Annotated in this window: 12 protein-coding genes; 6 read left to right on the top strand and 6 right to left on the bottom strand. The window is 61.1% G+C overall.

The genetic code is table 11. The annotated features are described in order from the left end of the window. Positions 1-75: 75 nt before the first annotated feature. Positions 76-591, bottom strand: a complete 516-nt coding sequence (locus tag HB777_36145; protein ID QND69201.1) for a helix-turn-helix transcriptional regulator — start codon at positions 589-591, stop codon at positions 76-78. A 92-nt stretch (positions 592-683) separates the two neighbouring features. Between HB777_36145 and HB777_36150 the strand changes: the two genes are divergently transcribed. The 4 genes from HB777_36150 (at position 684) to HB777_36165 (ending at position 4,823) form a co-directional block, all read left to right on the top strand. Continuing rightward, a complete protein-coding gene (locus HB777_36150) occupies positions 684-1,286 on the top strand; it encodes a hypothetical protein (protein ID QND69202.1) in 603 nt (200 codons plus the stop codon). Positions 1,287-1,343: 57 nt separating this feature from the next. After that, entirely contained in the window at positions 1,344-1,802 is a 459-nt protein-coding gene (locus tag HB777_36155) for a hypothetical protein (protein QND69203.1), read from the top strand. A gap of 727 nt (positions 1,803-2,529) precedes the next feature. Further along, positions 2,530-3,378: a hypothetical protein gene (locus HB777_36160; GenBank protein ID QND69204.1), complete on the top strand. Its 849-nt coding sequence runs from the start codon at positions 2,530-2,532 to the stop codon at positions 3,376-3,378. Further along, a complete protein-coding gene (locus tag HB777_36165) occupies positions 3,375-4,823 on the top strand; it encodes a nucleotidyltransferase (GenBank protein ID QND69205.1) in 1,449 nt (482 codons plus the stop codon). Before HB777_36160 ends, HB777_36165 begins: the two co-directional genes overlap by 4 nt. An 84-nt stretch (positions 4,824-4,907) precedes the next feature. On the opposite strand, the gene HB777_36170 is transcribed toward HB777_36165, so the two are convergent. From HB777_36170 to HB777_36190, 5 genes are all read right to left on the bottom strand, one after another. Next, positions 4,908-5,612 (bottom strand): IS6 family transposase, encoded by a 705-nt coding sequence (locus tag HB777_36170; protein ID QND69206.1) that lies wholly within the window; start codon positions 5,610-5,612, stop codon positions 4,908-4,910. A gap of 17 nt (positions 5,613-5,629) precedes the next feature. Next, positions 5,630-6,064 carry a pseudoazurin gene (locus tag HB777_36175; GenBank protein QND69207.1) on the bottom strand — a complete coding sequence of 145 codons (435 nt, stop codon included), beginning with the start codon at positions 6,062-6,064 and terminating at the stop codon, positions 5,630-5,632. Between the two features lie 1,374 nt (positions 6,065-7,438). Further along, entirely contained in the window at positions 7,439-10,540 is a 3,102-nt protein-coding gene (locus HB777_36180) for an MMPL family transporter (GenBank protein ID QND69208.1), read from the bottom strand. Continuing rightward, positions 10,540-11,778, bottom strand: coding sequence for an efflux RND transporter periplasmic adaptor subunit (locus HB777_36185; protein QND69209.1), 1,239 nt, complete (start codon positions 11,776-11,778; stop codon positions 10,540-10,542). Before HB777_36185 ends, HB777_36180 begins: the two co-directional genes overlap by 1 nt. Positions 11,779-11,995: 217 nt before the next feature. Beyond that, a complete protein-coding gene (locus tag HB777_36190; GenBank protein QND69210.1) occupies positions 11,996-12,676 on the bottom strand; it encodes a response regulator transcription factor in 681 nt (226 codons plus the stop codon). A 373-nt stretch (positions 12,677-13,049) separates the two neighbouring features. Between HB777_36190 and HB777_36195 the strand changes: the two genes are divergently transcribed. Next, entirely contained in the window at positions 13,050-13,733 is a 684-nt protein-coding gene (locus HB777_36195; GenBank protein ID QND69211.1) for a response regulator transcription factor, read from the top strand. Then, positions 13,720-15,096, top strand: a complete 1,377-nt coding sequence (locus HB777_36200) for a HAMP domain-containing protein (GenBank protein ID QND69212.1) — start codon at positions 13,720-13,722, stop codon at positions 15,094-15,096. The genes HB777_36195 and HB777_36200 overlap by 14 nt, the downstream gene beginning before the upstream one ends. Positions 15,097-15,111 lie beyond the last annotated feature (15 nt).

Consider the following 15,111-nt stretch of genomic DNA (forward strand, 5'->3'; position numbering starts at 1 on the left):
CGTTGGCCGGTCAGTTCACCAGCAAAGTTCTCTGTGGGCGCGCCTGCGCCTCCGGCTGCATCGATAACACGTAAATCAGGTTGGCGGGACCTTATCCCGAAATAGGAACGTCGCCGGATCCAGTTTCAACGCCTTGGCGATCGCGGCAATCGTGTCCACGCTGATGTTCCCGCTCGCGCGCTCCAGTTTCATGAATGTGGCCTCCGCCACGCCGATGAGCTCAGCCATCTCATAGCGGAGCATATTGCGTCGTTGCCGCTCCATGTCGATAATGTGTGCAAGGCGCTTGCGGATCGCAGTTTCGTCCAACTGATGCGCCCATTCGGGGAGTTTTTTCCCGCCGGAGAGCAGTTCTGCGACAGACACATGAAGCCCGTTTGCCATGATCTGCAGCGTCGTCAATGTGACATTGTTTTTCTGACGCACAGTCTGAATGTAGGTTCGATAGGCCAGTTTTTCGCCCTCGGGGGTCCGAAACAGTTCGGCCATGTGCATATGGGATAGGCCGCGTCTGGCTCTCTCCCGCTCAAGCGTCAGTGCAATGTTAGCGCGCAACGGGTTGTTGACCACGCCTCCGTCGTCTCGTTTCATAAATCGATGTAGTCGCACAAACCTGCCTTTTCGACCTGTCCTTTTTCGCGCGGATCATCCATAGTAAACTGTCAAATCTGCAGCGAGGGGCTATGACCATACTCAAATTCCTTCTGGGGGGTGCCGTCGCCATCGCGGGCGCAGCAGCTCTTCCATCCCAATCAAAAGCGTCGGAATGGGGCTGTCAGGTCCTCCTATGTCTTTCCGGCGACTGGCAAGGCACCCCCTCGTGCCACCCGCCAATTTACAAGTTGATTGCGGCGATGGAAGCCCCGGGTTTTAATTGGCCGACCTGTCCGCAAGCCAACTCCAGCGCGGCGAGATTTGAGAAGTATGAGGATTGTCCGTCTGGCTGGCAACCAGTTGGCAGCTCCGAATCCGATCGGCCGGGCTTAGGTCAGGAACGGAACATCTGCCGCATCGCGGCCGATAGGCTCTCCTTGCCCGTTGTTTTCAAAAACCACGCCCTCGGCGGGCATCATGGAGACGGATCACGTCCGGTCCAAATCGAAATCGACGGTAAGGTGGTTGCGGCAACAATTCAGACCGCGGGAAACGATCGAGGGCATTCCCTTGGTAATAGCCCCACCTGCTACACCATCTCTCGGCCGATGCGCGGAAAGCCCTGGTTCATCGAGTATGATGACGCGAACGGCGTGCGCCAGAAAAGCTGGTTCAATCTCAACATGCCATGAGCCAGGCGATCACGCAGGAAGAGGCACTATGAGGGTGACAATCCAGGGAGGTTTGTAGTGTTCAAGGCGCTTCTCCTGTCCACTGTGATTATGAACACAGGCGCAGTGTTGACGGCGGCGGGTCAGAGCGACAGGCCGCGATCAAGCGTGGACAATCCTATGTGGCCCGCTTCACTGAAATGGGACTGCAAGACCGCTGCCAAAATCGTGTGCGAGCGTGATGGCAGTTGCTCGGTGGCTGAGGACCACACTGGATTTGTGCTGAACTACGGCAGCAACGAAGCTGAGTTTCCGGCCAGCAATGTCAGGATCAAACGCCACTATCAACAGACCGTGCAGGCAAGCCCTTTGCAGCAGGAAGTCAAAGTCGAACTGGCCGACAATCGCGTTCTCTGGCTGACGGCCGTGGATGCCAGCCGCACTTATTCCGAAGCGTGGGTCGGCGCACTGAGCGAGTTGAAGGGTGGCGCGGTACTGATGGAATCCGAGGGGGTCTATTGCATGCCGCATAAGTGAGTGCGCCGAGAGGAGAGGGGAGCGAAGCCGGTATGGTCTGGCCTCGAGCGCTAGGCACTGCGAGGCGGTTGAGCGCCTCATGGGTGCGAGCTGAAGAAGTGCGCGGACATGGTCGATCGGGATCGGACTGCACGGCGGTCCGATATGGACGCTTGTCGAAATGCAGCAGGCCGTGGACCGCCTACGCGACGCGCGCAGCCGAGAGATCGCGGCGGGATAAACTAGCGGCGGTGCAGGGGTTCGTGTTCATGCACGCCAACGCGTTCAACGGCGATAGATGAAGCCACGCCGGCAAGGCAGTCGACCTCGATCCGACGGACGACACGCAGGAGCTAGTCACAGCCGCGACCAAGGCAGAGACGGCATGGCGGGGCGGTTACCGATATGCGAAGGCCGGCATTATGCTGACCGCTGGTGCAGCTCACCGTGGTCGAGACCTCATTGCTGGCGATGATCGACCGGGAAGTGCGGCGGCGGATCAACTCGGCCGTGAAACACTGGTTCCGGTCGCGATGAGATTGAAGCGCACCTGGTCGACGAAGTTCGAAAGGAAATCGCCCGAGGTCCCAGGGACCCGACCCTCGCGCTCCGCCCTCAGTTTGCCGCGATGTTTCGCCCTGCAGGCCGAAGAGCAAATTTTTTTGCGTAAACATCTTTTTTACCCTTACATTCTTTCGAAGCGACCACCAAATCTTCGGCATTGATTTTTTTATTGCCGAGGGAAACAATGTCGCTTTCGCCCGAAATACTCGTCGGATACCTGCGCAAAGAATATAAGAGTGCCGCGAGCCACCGCGTGTTCTTGTTTTGGCTGCAACTGCTTGTGGCTTTGCCGGGTGCTATCTCGGTCATCACAATCGACGAGACGTTGACCTATTTCCTGACCATCGGTGCCGTGGTCCTGTTGGTGATATGGTGGCTGGCTTACAGCCGCTACCAGCGTACCCGGGACGCGGCCGAGGCCGCGAGGCGAGCGGCCCTGCTCGTTGGTGGCCTTGGGTACAAAATGTCGGCCGACGAAACCCTCGCGTTCCGGGCTAAGATGACGGTCAGCGAGGAAGAAGCCGAAGCCTCGATCAAGGCCGACTATTACAATACCCAGATCCCGGCGGGTCCCGCGCGGCTCGCCGAAATGCTTCATGAGTCGGCATTCTACACAGCCGCACTGCAGAAAATCAGCGCATTCGCGATGATGGCCCTGTTTGTCGTGCTTGTCGTGGCCTTCGCAGCGGTCGCATTCGCGGCTCTGCCGTATGTCGAACATGCTACGGCACTCATCATCATGCGGATTTTCCTCGCGCTGATGGTGTTCTGGATGTCCACGGACGTTCTGGGCTCTTGTCTCGCTCACCGCAGCGCCGCCGCCGAGATCGAGCGCGTCAAGACCAGGCTGCAGATCGCGCGCAAGGACAATTATCCCCTGCAGGACGTGATGATGATCATGGGGGACTACAACGCCGCCGTCGGAGGCGCCCCGGAAGTCGTCCCTTGGGCTTATGACCTCTCAGCCCCGAAGCTCAACCGCATGTGGGACGAATATATCGCCAACGTTCATCAGGTCATAGTGCACGCATGAAGCTGCTCAATCATTTCAGCGACTTCCTGAAAGATGAAGTCAACCTCAACCAGACACGCATTGGAAGCCTCGAAACCAGCATCGACGCGATCGAGGCCTATATCGACGGATCCGAGTGGGCCGACATTGTCATTGACTGGGTGCCGCAAGGATCCTGGGCGCACAAGACCATCATCAAGCCCGTCGACAAAGGCGAGTTCGACGCTGACCTTCTCGTGTATGTAAATCCTGTCGAAGGGTGGGAGGCCAAAGATTACATCAACGATCTCTATGCCCAGTTCCGCGCCAGCGACACCTACCGAGACATGGTCAGGCGGTGGTCGCACTGCGTCACAGTAACCTATGCCAACGACAAGAAGATCGATGTCGCCCCGTGCGTGGTCGGCCGGCTCGTCAACGGCCAGCTTGAAGTCTGCAATCGTGATGCAAACGCTTTCGAACGAACGGAGCCGCAGCAATACACGGCCTGGCTGATCGAGCGGAACGGGTGGACGGGATCGAACACGTTCAGGAAGGTCACCAGACTGATCAAGTACATGCGGGACATCAAGACCCGATTTACCTGCTCATCGGTGCTGTTGACCACCATGCTCGGCGAGCGGGTGACAAGCCAGGACAACGGCCAGGCCTATGTGGCCGACGTCCCGACGGCGCTGAAGACAATATTCGGCCGCTGGGACGATTGGCTTCAGATCAACGCGACCAAACCTGCCGTTCGCAACCCATACATGTGGAATGAGGACTTCGCAGCCGGCCTGGCCCAAGAACAGTGGACAAATCTCCGGGACAAAATTCACACCTACAGGCAGTGGGTCGACGAAGCTTACGACGAGCCGAACCAGAATGAGAGCATCAGCAAATGGCGTCGAGTCTTTGGCGACAAGTTTGCGAAGAACGTCGACACCGAGGCGGCAGTGTCCGTATCCAAGGCCGCAGCAAATATCATTACGGAATCTGCAGGCGCACTGGCCGACGTTGCGGGCGATTTGATTGCCCTGCTGAAGCGTTATGGGGGGAGGGTGATCACCCCGGACTTTCCGCATCTACCCTATATGCGGCAGCCCAAATGGCGACGGTCGCCCGGACAGGGCATAGCCGTAAACATCAAGGCGTCCCTGTATCAATCCAAGGGCTACAACAGGATCCGAGATGTTAGGTCGCTCGAATTGCTGCCGGCGGGTCGTGAGATCGAGTTTCGAGCTGTAACGTCGACGGGTCTCCCGTTCCCCACAGACTTTGACGTGCAGTGGCGCGTCACCAACACCGATGAGGAAGCAAGACAAAGGGGTCAGCTGCGAGGTGGCTTTGAAAGCTCCGACACCCACGGCCAACGCTGGGAAACCCTGCAATATCGAGGCGTTCACATTGCTGAGGCCTTTGTGATCAGAAAGCAGGACAGGTCTCTCGTGGGAATCAGCAAGCCGTTCTATGTGGCGATTGAATAGGGCGGCAGGCCATTCTGCCCGGGTATTTGAAATGGCGCTGTCACATTGTTTGAAGCGTGGACGCGCGGAAGCCCACAGCTGTTTTCAGGCAATCTGCAACGCCTCGGCCTTCCATTCTGCCATGGCATTGAGGCGGTGAGTTCGGATCTGCGTGGCGGACCTGTTTGAGCGGGAGGGGACAAAGAGATTGCGTATGGCGGAGAAGACGGAGACGAAATGCTGAAGGGAGCCAATGCTGCGGAAGCCTTGCCGAATTCGCTCCCGCTTTCGAAACGGCAGGTGAGAGTTCTCCGCCCGGTTGTTGAGGCCCTTGTGCGACCGGTGCTCGATATCGGGCATGACCTGACGTCTTGCCGCTGAATAGGAGCGCAGCTTATCGGTGACGATACGCTTCGGCGACAGGCCTTGCTTCTTCAGCAGACGAATGAGCAGACGCCTGGCCGCCTTGGTATTGCGGCGGGTCTGCACGATCTCATCCAGCACATAGCCGTCCTGGTCGACGGCGCGCCACAGCCAGCACCGCCTGCCGTTGATGCGCACGGCTACCTCATCAAGATGCCAGACATCGTCTTTCGATGGCGCCTTGCGGCGCAGGCGACGTGCATAATCGGGACTGTGCTTCTTTCCCCAGCGGCGGATGGTCTCGTAGGAGACGACGATCCCCCGCTCCAGCAGCATTTCTTCAACATCGCGCAGGCTCAGCCCGAACCGGTAATAAAGCCAGACGGCATGAGCAACGATTTCGATCGGGAAGCGATGGTTCTTGTAGGTGGCGCATGCTTCGACCATGCCAACCTGACTTATCGTCAAACCGTTAAGCCAAAATCAATGTGACAGCACCCGGTCCTGGCCTTGCCGATGTGCTTGACGGCCTGCGCCGCGTCGAGGTTCACGGGCTTGCCGACCACGATCAGCGCCACCATGCCCATGCCGTAATGCGGATTGCATTTCACGCCGTAGACGCCCTCTTGCGTCAGCGTCACGGTGATCGTTTCACCAACCTTGCCCTTGAACTCCTGGGCGCCGTCGGGGATCATTCCCTGGATGGTTTCGACATTGTGGGTCTTGTCGCCAGGCACAAACTTGACCGTGTCGCCCGGTGCCGCCTTGATGAAATTGGGCTGGAAGAGCATGGAACCCTTGTCTCCCTTTGTCAGCAACTGGACAATGTGTTCCTCGGCATTTGCGGCGCCGGCAAGAGCGAGCAGGGCGGCGGCGGCGGTAATCAGGCGAAGTTTCATGGAAAAGTCCTTTCTTGAGTGCGTCACGGCTTCAACCGTTGCAACTTTCTAGCCCACGGCGCGGGCTAGCGATTTGCGCTGGCGCAACTGGTGCGCGAAATATAGCTGGGCCGCCTGGCGGCCGCCGTGGAGTCATGAGGCAGCGAGGAGCTAAGTTTGCCGCTTGACCGCTCGGTTATCGCGCGACTGTCGCTGTTCGGGGGCCTAAACTCCGCGGAACTCGACAGCGTTCTCAAGACCCCCGGTCCGTACGGTTTGCGAAGGAGTCGCCGATCTTCGAGCCGGAGTCCGAGGCGCGCTCAGTCTATGTGGTGCTTACAGGGCATGTTCGCGTCGTGCGGATCGCACCCGACGGCTGTCATGTCATCGCCCGCTACATTAGCGAAGACGCATATCCGCCGTCGCCGCGGCGCCCAGCAGACCGACTTATCCAGCGAGCGCAATTGCTGCGGTCGACTGCGCGGTCTCGGTCTGGCCGAACGCCGTTTGGCCGGATTTGTCGCCACGTTTCCCTGGCCTTGCCGCGGGAACAATCAAATCCGAGCAGGGTTGAGGAAGTTGCCCCATCGCATCGTGACGAATGTCAGGGAAGCTTCCCCTGCTGGATGGCGAGGCTAGTGATGCGAGCCGGCCAGCGCGCTGCCCGAGCGCGATGCGAGAGTCCGGAACATCGGTACGGTGAGCACAACGGCCCGGGAAGGTAGAGCACCGCAGGTCTATGGCGCATGGTGATGACACCGCCGCGCCAACAGCGCCGATCTGCGATGCCGGCGTGCCGGCCTCGATCCGTCAGTAAGCATTGGTCGCCGCGCCCATTTTTTTCGGATCAGGTTCCAACCGGTCTGCACTACCCCCCACTTTTACGGTGATCGTGCAGCTCTGATTTTTCTTCGCCTTGGCGGCCGCCTTCAAACAGTCAAACGTCTCTGCGTCTCGCTTGCCTCACTCAAAATCCAGTCGCGAAAGCTCTTAACCTTCGCAATACGCGCTTCTTCGGTGGGGGCGATGGCGTAATACCCATCTTGGGTAGGCACGGAATTGTCGATCGCGATGAGTATTTTTCCCGAGGCCAAGGCGTGGTTTGCGGAAACGTCGCGTACTACTGCGAGACCTTGACCCGTGCGGCAGCTTGAATCAGCAATGTGTTGTCGGGATAGCTTGGCCCTTTCATGGTGCCTTTGGGCAGCCTCAGCAGGCGGCGCGCCGGCTGTCACAATTCCGAAACCGTCGGCTGGCGAGGTTTTTTGTCGGCGCGGGAAAGGCCCACACCGATCGCAGTTTGCCGGCTTCAAGCTGGCCATCGCAAAGCAACCCAACCCCAATTGGGGCTCTTTCGATTCAACCGTGCAACATGCAGCCACATCGTGCCCGGCGTCATTCGAGGGCGATTTGAATTGGCGCAGCCTTAACCGCCCGCTTTCTTCGCCGACCGGCGAACCGGTCGAAGGTCAGGTAGATGACCGGTGTTGTGAACAGGGTCAGTATCTGCGAGATCACGAGTCCGCCAACAATCGCTATGCCAAGCGGCACGCGAAGTTCGGCGCCGGGGCCATGGCCTAGCGCCAGCGGCAGGGCGCCGAGCAGCGCGGCCAGTGTCGTCATGATGATTGGCCGGAAGCGCATCAGGCATGCCTGCCGGATCGACTCGGTCGGACTGAGACCCCGTTCGCGCTCAGCCTCCAGTGCGAAGTCGATCATCATGATCGCGTTTTTCTTGACGATGCCGATCAAGAGGATGATGCCGATCATGCCCATGATCGACAGGTCCTGCCCGAACAGCAGCAGCGCCAGCAACGCACCGAGCCCCGCCGACGGCAGCGTCGAAATGATGGTCAACGGGTGGATCGCGCTCTCGTAGAGCACGCCGAGCACGATGTAGACCGCGATCACCGCCGCCAGGATCAACCAGGGCTGGCTGGCCAGCGAATCCTGGAAGGCCTGCGCGGTGCCCTGGAAGGAACCGGTGACGCTGACCGGCATTCCAGCATTGATCTCGGCGGCGTGGATCGCCGTCACCGCATCGCTGAGCGACACGCCGGGCGCCAGGTTGAACGACAGCGTCGTCGCCGGTAGCGAGCCCTGGTGGTTCACCGTCACCGGCAGGACGCCGTTCTTCACACTCGCCAGCATGCTCACCGGGATCAGCTTCTGCGTTGTTGAGGAGCGGACATACAGGCGGCTCAGCGCATCCGTGTTGAGCTGGAAGCTCGGATCGAGCTCCAGCACCACATGGTACTGGCTGACCTGCGTGAACAGCGTGGCGACCTGCCGCTGGCCGAAGGCGTCGTAGAGGACGTCGTCGATCGCCTGCACGCTGACGCCGAGCCGCGCCGCCGTCGGGCGGTCGATATCGAGCGTCGCGCTGGTCGCCGCCGGCCGCGCGTCCGACGACACGTCGAGCAGGCCAGGCAGCGCCGCAATCGCCTTTTTCATGGTCGCCGCCCATTTGTCGAGCTCGGCGGAATCGCCGCTTTGCAGCGTGTATTGGTATTGCGCCGCGCCCTGGCGCCCACCGATCTGGATGTCCTGGCGGATCAGCATGTTCAGCGTCAGGCCCTCGATGTTGGCCGCGGCCGACTTGAGTCGTGCCATCACCTGCCTGGCGCTGGCCTTGCGTTGTCCAAAAGGCTTGAGGTTGACCTGGATCTGTCCAACGCTGACCGACGGGCTGGGGTTGATCCAGAAGCCGACGTTGTCGACATCGGGATCCTTCTGCACGATAGCGCCGAGCTGTTGCATCTTCGTCGACATCGCCTCGAAGGAAATGTCGGTGGCCGCCTGTGCCTGCCCCTGGATGTATCCGGTATCCTGCTCGGGCAGGAATCCCTTCGGTGTGATCGTGTAGAGCCATAGCGTCAGCGCCAGCGTGCCGACCGTGACCAGCAGCATCAGCGCGCGATGCGCCAGCACGACGTCCAGGCAACGCGCATAGCCGTTCGTCACGGCCTGGAATCCCCGCTCCGACCATCGATAGAACTGTCCATGCTGGCGGTCGTGGTCAGGCTTGATCAGCCAGGCGCACAGCATTGGCGTCACGGTCAGCGAAACCAGGCCCGATATCAGGATGGCGATGCTCACCGTCACCGCGAATTCGCGGAACAGCCGGCCGACCACACCGCCCATCAACAGGATGGGGATGAAGACGGCGATCAGCGATATGGTCATCGAGATGATGGTGAAGGTCACCTCGCGCGCCCCGTCTATCGCCGCCATGGTCTTCGACTTGCCCATTTCGAGATGGCGGGTGATGTTCTCGATGACAACAATCGCGTCGTCAACGACGAAACCCACCGCGATGACCAAGCCCATCAGCGATAGGTTGTCCAGGCTGTAGCCGAGCAGATACATCACGCAGAACGTGCCAAACAGCGACAGCGGGATCGTGATGCTCGGGATCACCGTCGCCCAGAAATTGCGCAGGAACACGAAGATCACGCCGACCACCAGCGCGATGGTGATCAGCATCGTGTATTGCACATCGGCGACGGATGCCTGGATGATCTGGGTTCGGTCGCCCACCACCGTCAGCTTGACCGATGCCGGCAAGCTTTGTGATAGCGCCGGCAGCCGGTCCTTGATCGACTGGATGGTGCTCAGCACGTTGAAGCCGGCCTGCTTGTGGATATCGATCATTACCGAGCGCGTGCCCTGCAGCCAGGCCGCCTGGTGCGTATCCTGGGGCGCGGTGAGAACCGTGCCGAGGTCGCCAAGCAGGATCGGTGCGCCGTTGCGATAGGCCACCACCATTCCCTGATAGGCCGGCACATCGACAAGCTGATCGGTGGCGCCGAGCACGACGGTGCGCCCATCGCCGCTGAGCGAGCCTTTCGGCGCATTGACCGTCTGCTGGCCGATGACGGTGCGCACGTCCTCCAGCGTCAGGCCGCGCGCGGCGACTTTTTCGGGATCGAGTCGGATGCGCACCGACGGGCGTTGCGGCCCGTGAAAGTCGACGAGGCCGACGCCCATCATCTGCGACAACTGCTGGGCGATCACGTCCTCGGCATAGTGGTCGAGCTCGGTCGTCGCCATGATGTCGGAGCTCAGCGAAAGGGTCAGCAGCGTCGCCTCTGCCGGATTGACCTTGTGGTATGTCGGCGGGCTGGTCATGCTTTTGGGCAGCAAGCCGCTGGTCGCCGAGATCGCCGCTTGCACATCCTGCGCTGCGGCATTGATGTCGCGCGTCAGGTCGAACTGCATGACGATCGTGGTGCGGCCCGACGCACTGGACGACGTCATCTGCGTCACGCCGGAAACGCTCGACAGCGAATTTTCCAGCGGTGTCGCAACCGTGTTCGCCATCGTGTCGGCGCTGGCACCCGGAACCTGCGCCTCAACCTCGATCGTCGGGAAGTCGATCTGCGGCAACGGCGCCACCGGCAGGCTAAAATAAGCCACCGCGCCCAGCATCAGGACGCCGAGCGCCAGCAGGCAGGTGCCGACACGGCGCCGGATGAAGAGTTCCGAGATGCTCATCATTTCGTCTCCAGCGCCACCTTCTGGGACGGGTCGTCGGCCTGCGTCACCTTCACGCTCGTCCCCTCGGTCAGGCGGGACTGGCCAGACACCACGATGTTGTCGCCGGCCACCGCGCCGGAGGTCAGCATGGTGACGTCGCCGACCACATCGCCTGTGGTCACCTTGGCGATGGTAACGGTGTTGTCCGGCTTGACGACGAAGACATAGGGGCCGCTCTGGCCGCTCTGCACCGCGGCCGAAGGCAGCACGACGGCGTTATGCTCGGTACGCACACCGACCTGAACCGTCACCAGTGCCCCCGGCCAGAGCGCCTTGTCGTTGTTGTCGAATTCAGCTTTCAGCTTGATCATGCCGGTCGTCGTGTCGATCTGGCTGTCGATGGCCGTCAGCTTGCCGTCAGCGATCTTCCTGGAGCTGTCCCTGGCGTCGGCGGCAACCGGGAGCGACCCGGCGGACTGGCCGGACTGAAGGTCGGGCAACTGGTCCTGGGGCAGCGAGAACTGCACGGCGATCGGTTGCATCTGGGTGATGGTGACGATGCCGGTGGCATCATTGGCATGCACCAGCGTACCCTCATTGGCCTGCTTCAGGCCCACGCGCCCGGAGATCGGCGCGGTGATCGTAGCATAGTCGAGATTGAGCTTGGCGGTATCGACTGCGGCCTGATCGCCATCAACCGCCGCCTGCATGACCGCAACCTGGGCGCGGGCCGTATCGGCCGCCTGCGTGGTGCCGGCCCCGGACTGGGTGAGCTTCGTCGCCCGCGCTTCATCGGCGCGCGCATTGGCGAGCTGCGCGACATCCTTCTGCAAAGTGGCCTGCGCCTGCGCGAGCAGCGCGGCATAGGCCCGTGGATCGATCTGGGCAAGGATATCGCCCGCCTTCACCTCCTCTCCCTCGCCGAAGAAGATGCGCTGTATCTGTCCGTCGACCCTGGCCTTGACGTCGACCTGGTTCAGCGGAAGCACGGTGCCGAGCCCGGTGCGCGCGATCGGCAGGTCGCGTACAGAGGCAATGGCGGCGGTGACCGGAATCGGCGCGGCGGCGATCTTGGCAAGCGGCGCGGTATCGCCCTGGCGGAGCGTCAGGGCTCCGGCACCTGCCGCCACGACAAGGATCACGCCGAGCGCCAGCCACCGTACCGTGCCGAGAGCGGACCTCTGGCCGTCTGCCGTCTTGCCACTAGTTGTCTGGTTGTCTTGGTTTTCAGGGTCGTCGCGCACAGGGGGCTCCATGGTTCGACTGCCGTTGTGGCGGAAGAGACGGCTGGCATTTCTCTGTTTCAACGGCGTGCCCAAAAAATGGGAGCGCCCTTGGAGACAGTTTTCGGCCGGCGTCCCGCTTCTCGACAGGCAGCGCAGTGCAATTGCTGCATTGCACAATCACCATGGGGTCGCGTTCATGTCGGCCCGTTCGCCCGAACATGAAATATCGTTCAGGTAGGAACATTCGCTAGGGCCGCTGCGGACTGAGAACGTAGCCCGAGCCCTGCACCGTGTGGATCAGCGGGGCGGCGAACCCCTCATCCACCTTGCCGCGCAAGCGGTGGATATGCATGTCGACGACGTTGCCGCGCGGTTCGAAATCATAGGGCCATGCCGTTTCGAGCAGCATCGAACGCGTCACGATCTGGCCGGCGTGGCGCATCAGCAGCTCCAGCAACAGGAATTCCCGGTACTGGAGATCGATGTGGCGTGCACCGCGCACCGCGCGCCGGCCAAGCACATCAAGCTCCAGGTCGCCGACCTTCAGCACCGCCTGCCGCCGTGTCGGCTGGACGCGCCTTGCCAACGCGTCGAGTCGCGCCAGTATCTCCGAGAAGGCATAGGGCTTGGCGATGTAATCGTCGCATCCCGCCTGTAGGCCTTCGATCCTGTCTTGCGTGCTGGCGCGGGCGCTCAACATCAACGCCGGCACCTGGTTGCCGTGGGCCCGGATGCCTTTGACCAATTCGATCCCGTCCATCTGCGGAAGCATCCTGTCGAGGACGAGAACGTCGTAGATGTCTTCCAGCGCCATGGCCAGGCCCGTCGCGCCGTCGCGAGCGCGGTCGACGACATGGCCGGCTTCCGAAAGCCCGCGCTTCAGGTAGCTTGCCGTCTTTTCATCGTCTTCGACAATCAGGATACGCATCGGACCGCCATTCTCGCCACCGGAAGATGAACCGTTCCCATGATATGGCGAAATTGCCGGATCAGAGGATCTGGAAGGAGAAACCGAGCTTCCCAGGACCAGGCTGACGCCAAACGCACCGACCGGATTTGCATCTCCCGCAAAACATAGGCGCGAGAGGCGACCATGACCAGATTTGCTCAGTCTCGTCGCGGCCCGCCAGTGACCTTCCTTTGCCATCGTCAGGTCGCCGCTGTGGACCTCCGCCGAGGGCTTTCCGGAATCAAACATGAATCCGATTTAATGTTGGCGCGAAACCGATCTAGGTCGCATGCGTCTAAAGGAATACCATATGCAAGCAACAACATGACCTTGCTCGCCGTCGGAGTGCAGTGTGACAACCATACTGGTGATAGAGGACGATGCGCAGACCTCGCGCGAAATCGAGGCTGCGCTTGTCGACTATGGATATGAGACGCGGACGGCCTTCACCGGCCGCGACGGTCTCGTGAAAGCGATCAGCGATCCCTATGATGCCATCGTTCTCGATCGCATGCTGCCGGGCAACCTCGACGGGCTGGGCGTGCTGGCGGCGCTGCGTGCGGCCGGCATCCATGCGCCGGTGCTGATCCTCAGCGCCTTGACGGCCGTCGATGAACGCGTTCGCGGACTGAAGGCCGGCGGCGATGACTACTTGACCAAGCCTTTCGATTTCCTTGAGCTGACGGCCAGACTGGATGTCCTGCTCCGCCGGCGCAATGCACCGATAACCGAATCCGTACTGCGTGCCGGCTCGTTGGAGGTGGACCTTCTGACACACACCGTTCGCCGCCAGGGCCAGCTCGTCGACCTGCTGCCGCGGGAATACCGGCTCTTGGAATATCTTGTCCGCAATGCCGGACAGGTGGTGACGCGCACCATGTTGTTCGAGGAGATATGGCACTACCGTTACGACGAGCCAACCAATCTCATCGATGTGCATGTCAGCAAGCTGCGGCGCAAGATCGACACGGCCGGCGAGCCGTCGGTCATCCAGACGGTGCGCGGCTCGGGTTACGTCCTCAATGCGGCTGGTTGAGCTCTCCAGGACAACCAGCTTCAGGCTGGCGATCGCGTTCCTGGCTTTGTTCGGCCTGGCGTCGCTGACACTTTTCGCCTTCATCTCATGGGAAGTGAAAGGCTTTCTCTCGAACAGGGTTGACGAGTGGGTGCAGCGTGAGGGCAAGGTGCTATCGCGTCTCGATGCGACCGCGCTGGCGCAGAGGCTGGACAACCGCCAGCGCGACGACGCCACCACCGAGCGGCCGATTACCCTTTACGATGCGACCGGCAAGGTCCTCGCCGGCAACCCGCTACCCTTCCCCGCCGGACATGACAATGCCACCGCCCCGTTCGAGTTTGGCCACGGAAGCCATCTTCCCATGGCGCCCTTTCGCGGGCTGACCTGGCGATTGCCGACAGGCCAAACCCTGCTTGTTGCGCAAAGCGTCGACGAATTGAACGAATTCGGCGACGTCCTGCTCGGCGCAATGTTGCTCGCCGGCGGCGTGACGACGGTTCTGGGATTGGTTGGAGCGATCCTGATCGGCGCCGGTGCCGTCCGGCAACTGGACGACATCACCAGGGCGACCCGCAGCATCGTCAAGGGCGACCTCTCCGGCCGCCTGCCGACGCGAGGCAGCGGAGACGTCGGGCGGCTTGTCGCCGTGGTCAACGAGATGTTGGACGAATTGCAGCGGCTGATGAACGAGGTGAAAGGCGTCTGCGACAACATCGCCCATGAAATGCGCACGCCGCTGACCCGCCTGCTTGCCGGTCTCGACCGTTCGAGAAGACGGTCGTCATCCACTGCCGACTATGCCGAAAGCGTCGACGAGGCGATTGCCGAAACGCAAGGCATCTTGAAGACCTTCGGCGCGCTGTTGCGCATTTCCGAAATCGAGGACGGCGCGCGGCGGGCCGGTTTCATCGACGTCGACCTTGGCGCCATCGTCACCGATGCCGTCGAGTTCTACGAGCCGCTGGCCGAGGACAAGAACATCACGCTCAGATCCTATTTCGAGGGCGAGCCCGCCAGACCCTCGCGCGGTGACCCGAGCCTGCTCTTCGAGGCTTTCGCCAACCTGATCGACAATGCGATCAAATTCACGCCGGCAGGCGGCTCCGTCGAGGTCCGGTTTGCCCGCAGCGGCGCAGCCGACATCGTCTCTGTCAGCGACACCGGCCCCGGTATTTCCGAGGCCGACCGAACCATGGTTCTGAAGCGGTTCTACCGCGCGGAGCCGAGCCGTCACGAACCCGGCAACGGCCTCGGCCTCAGTCTGGTGGCGGCGATCGCGCGCTTACATGACATGGATATGGTGATCGAAGGACCACCCGGTTGCCGGATAGCCTTGACCCGCGACCGATCCGAGACGCTGTCGCACATAGTCGAGAATTGAGAGCCTGCTTCGCTG

This window comes from Mesorhizobium loti (assembly GCA_014189435.1).
Lineage (GTDB): Bacteria > Pseudomonadota > Alphaproteobacteria > Rhizobiales > Rhizobiaceae > Mesorhizobium > Mesorhizobium loti_G.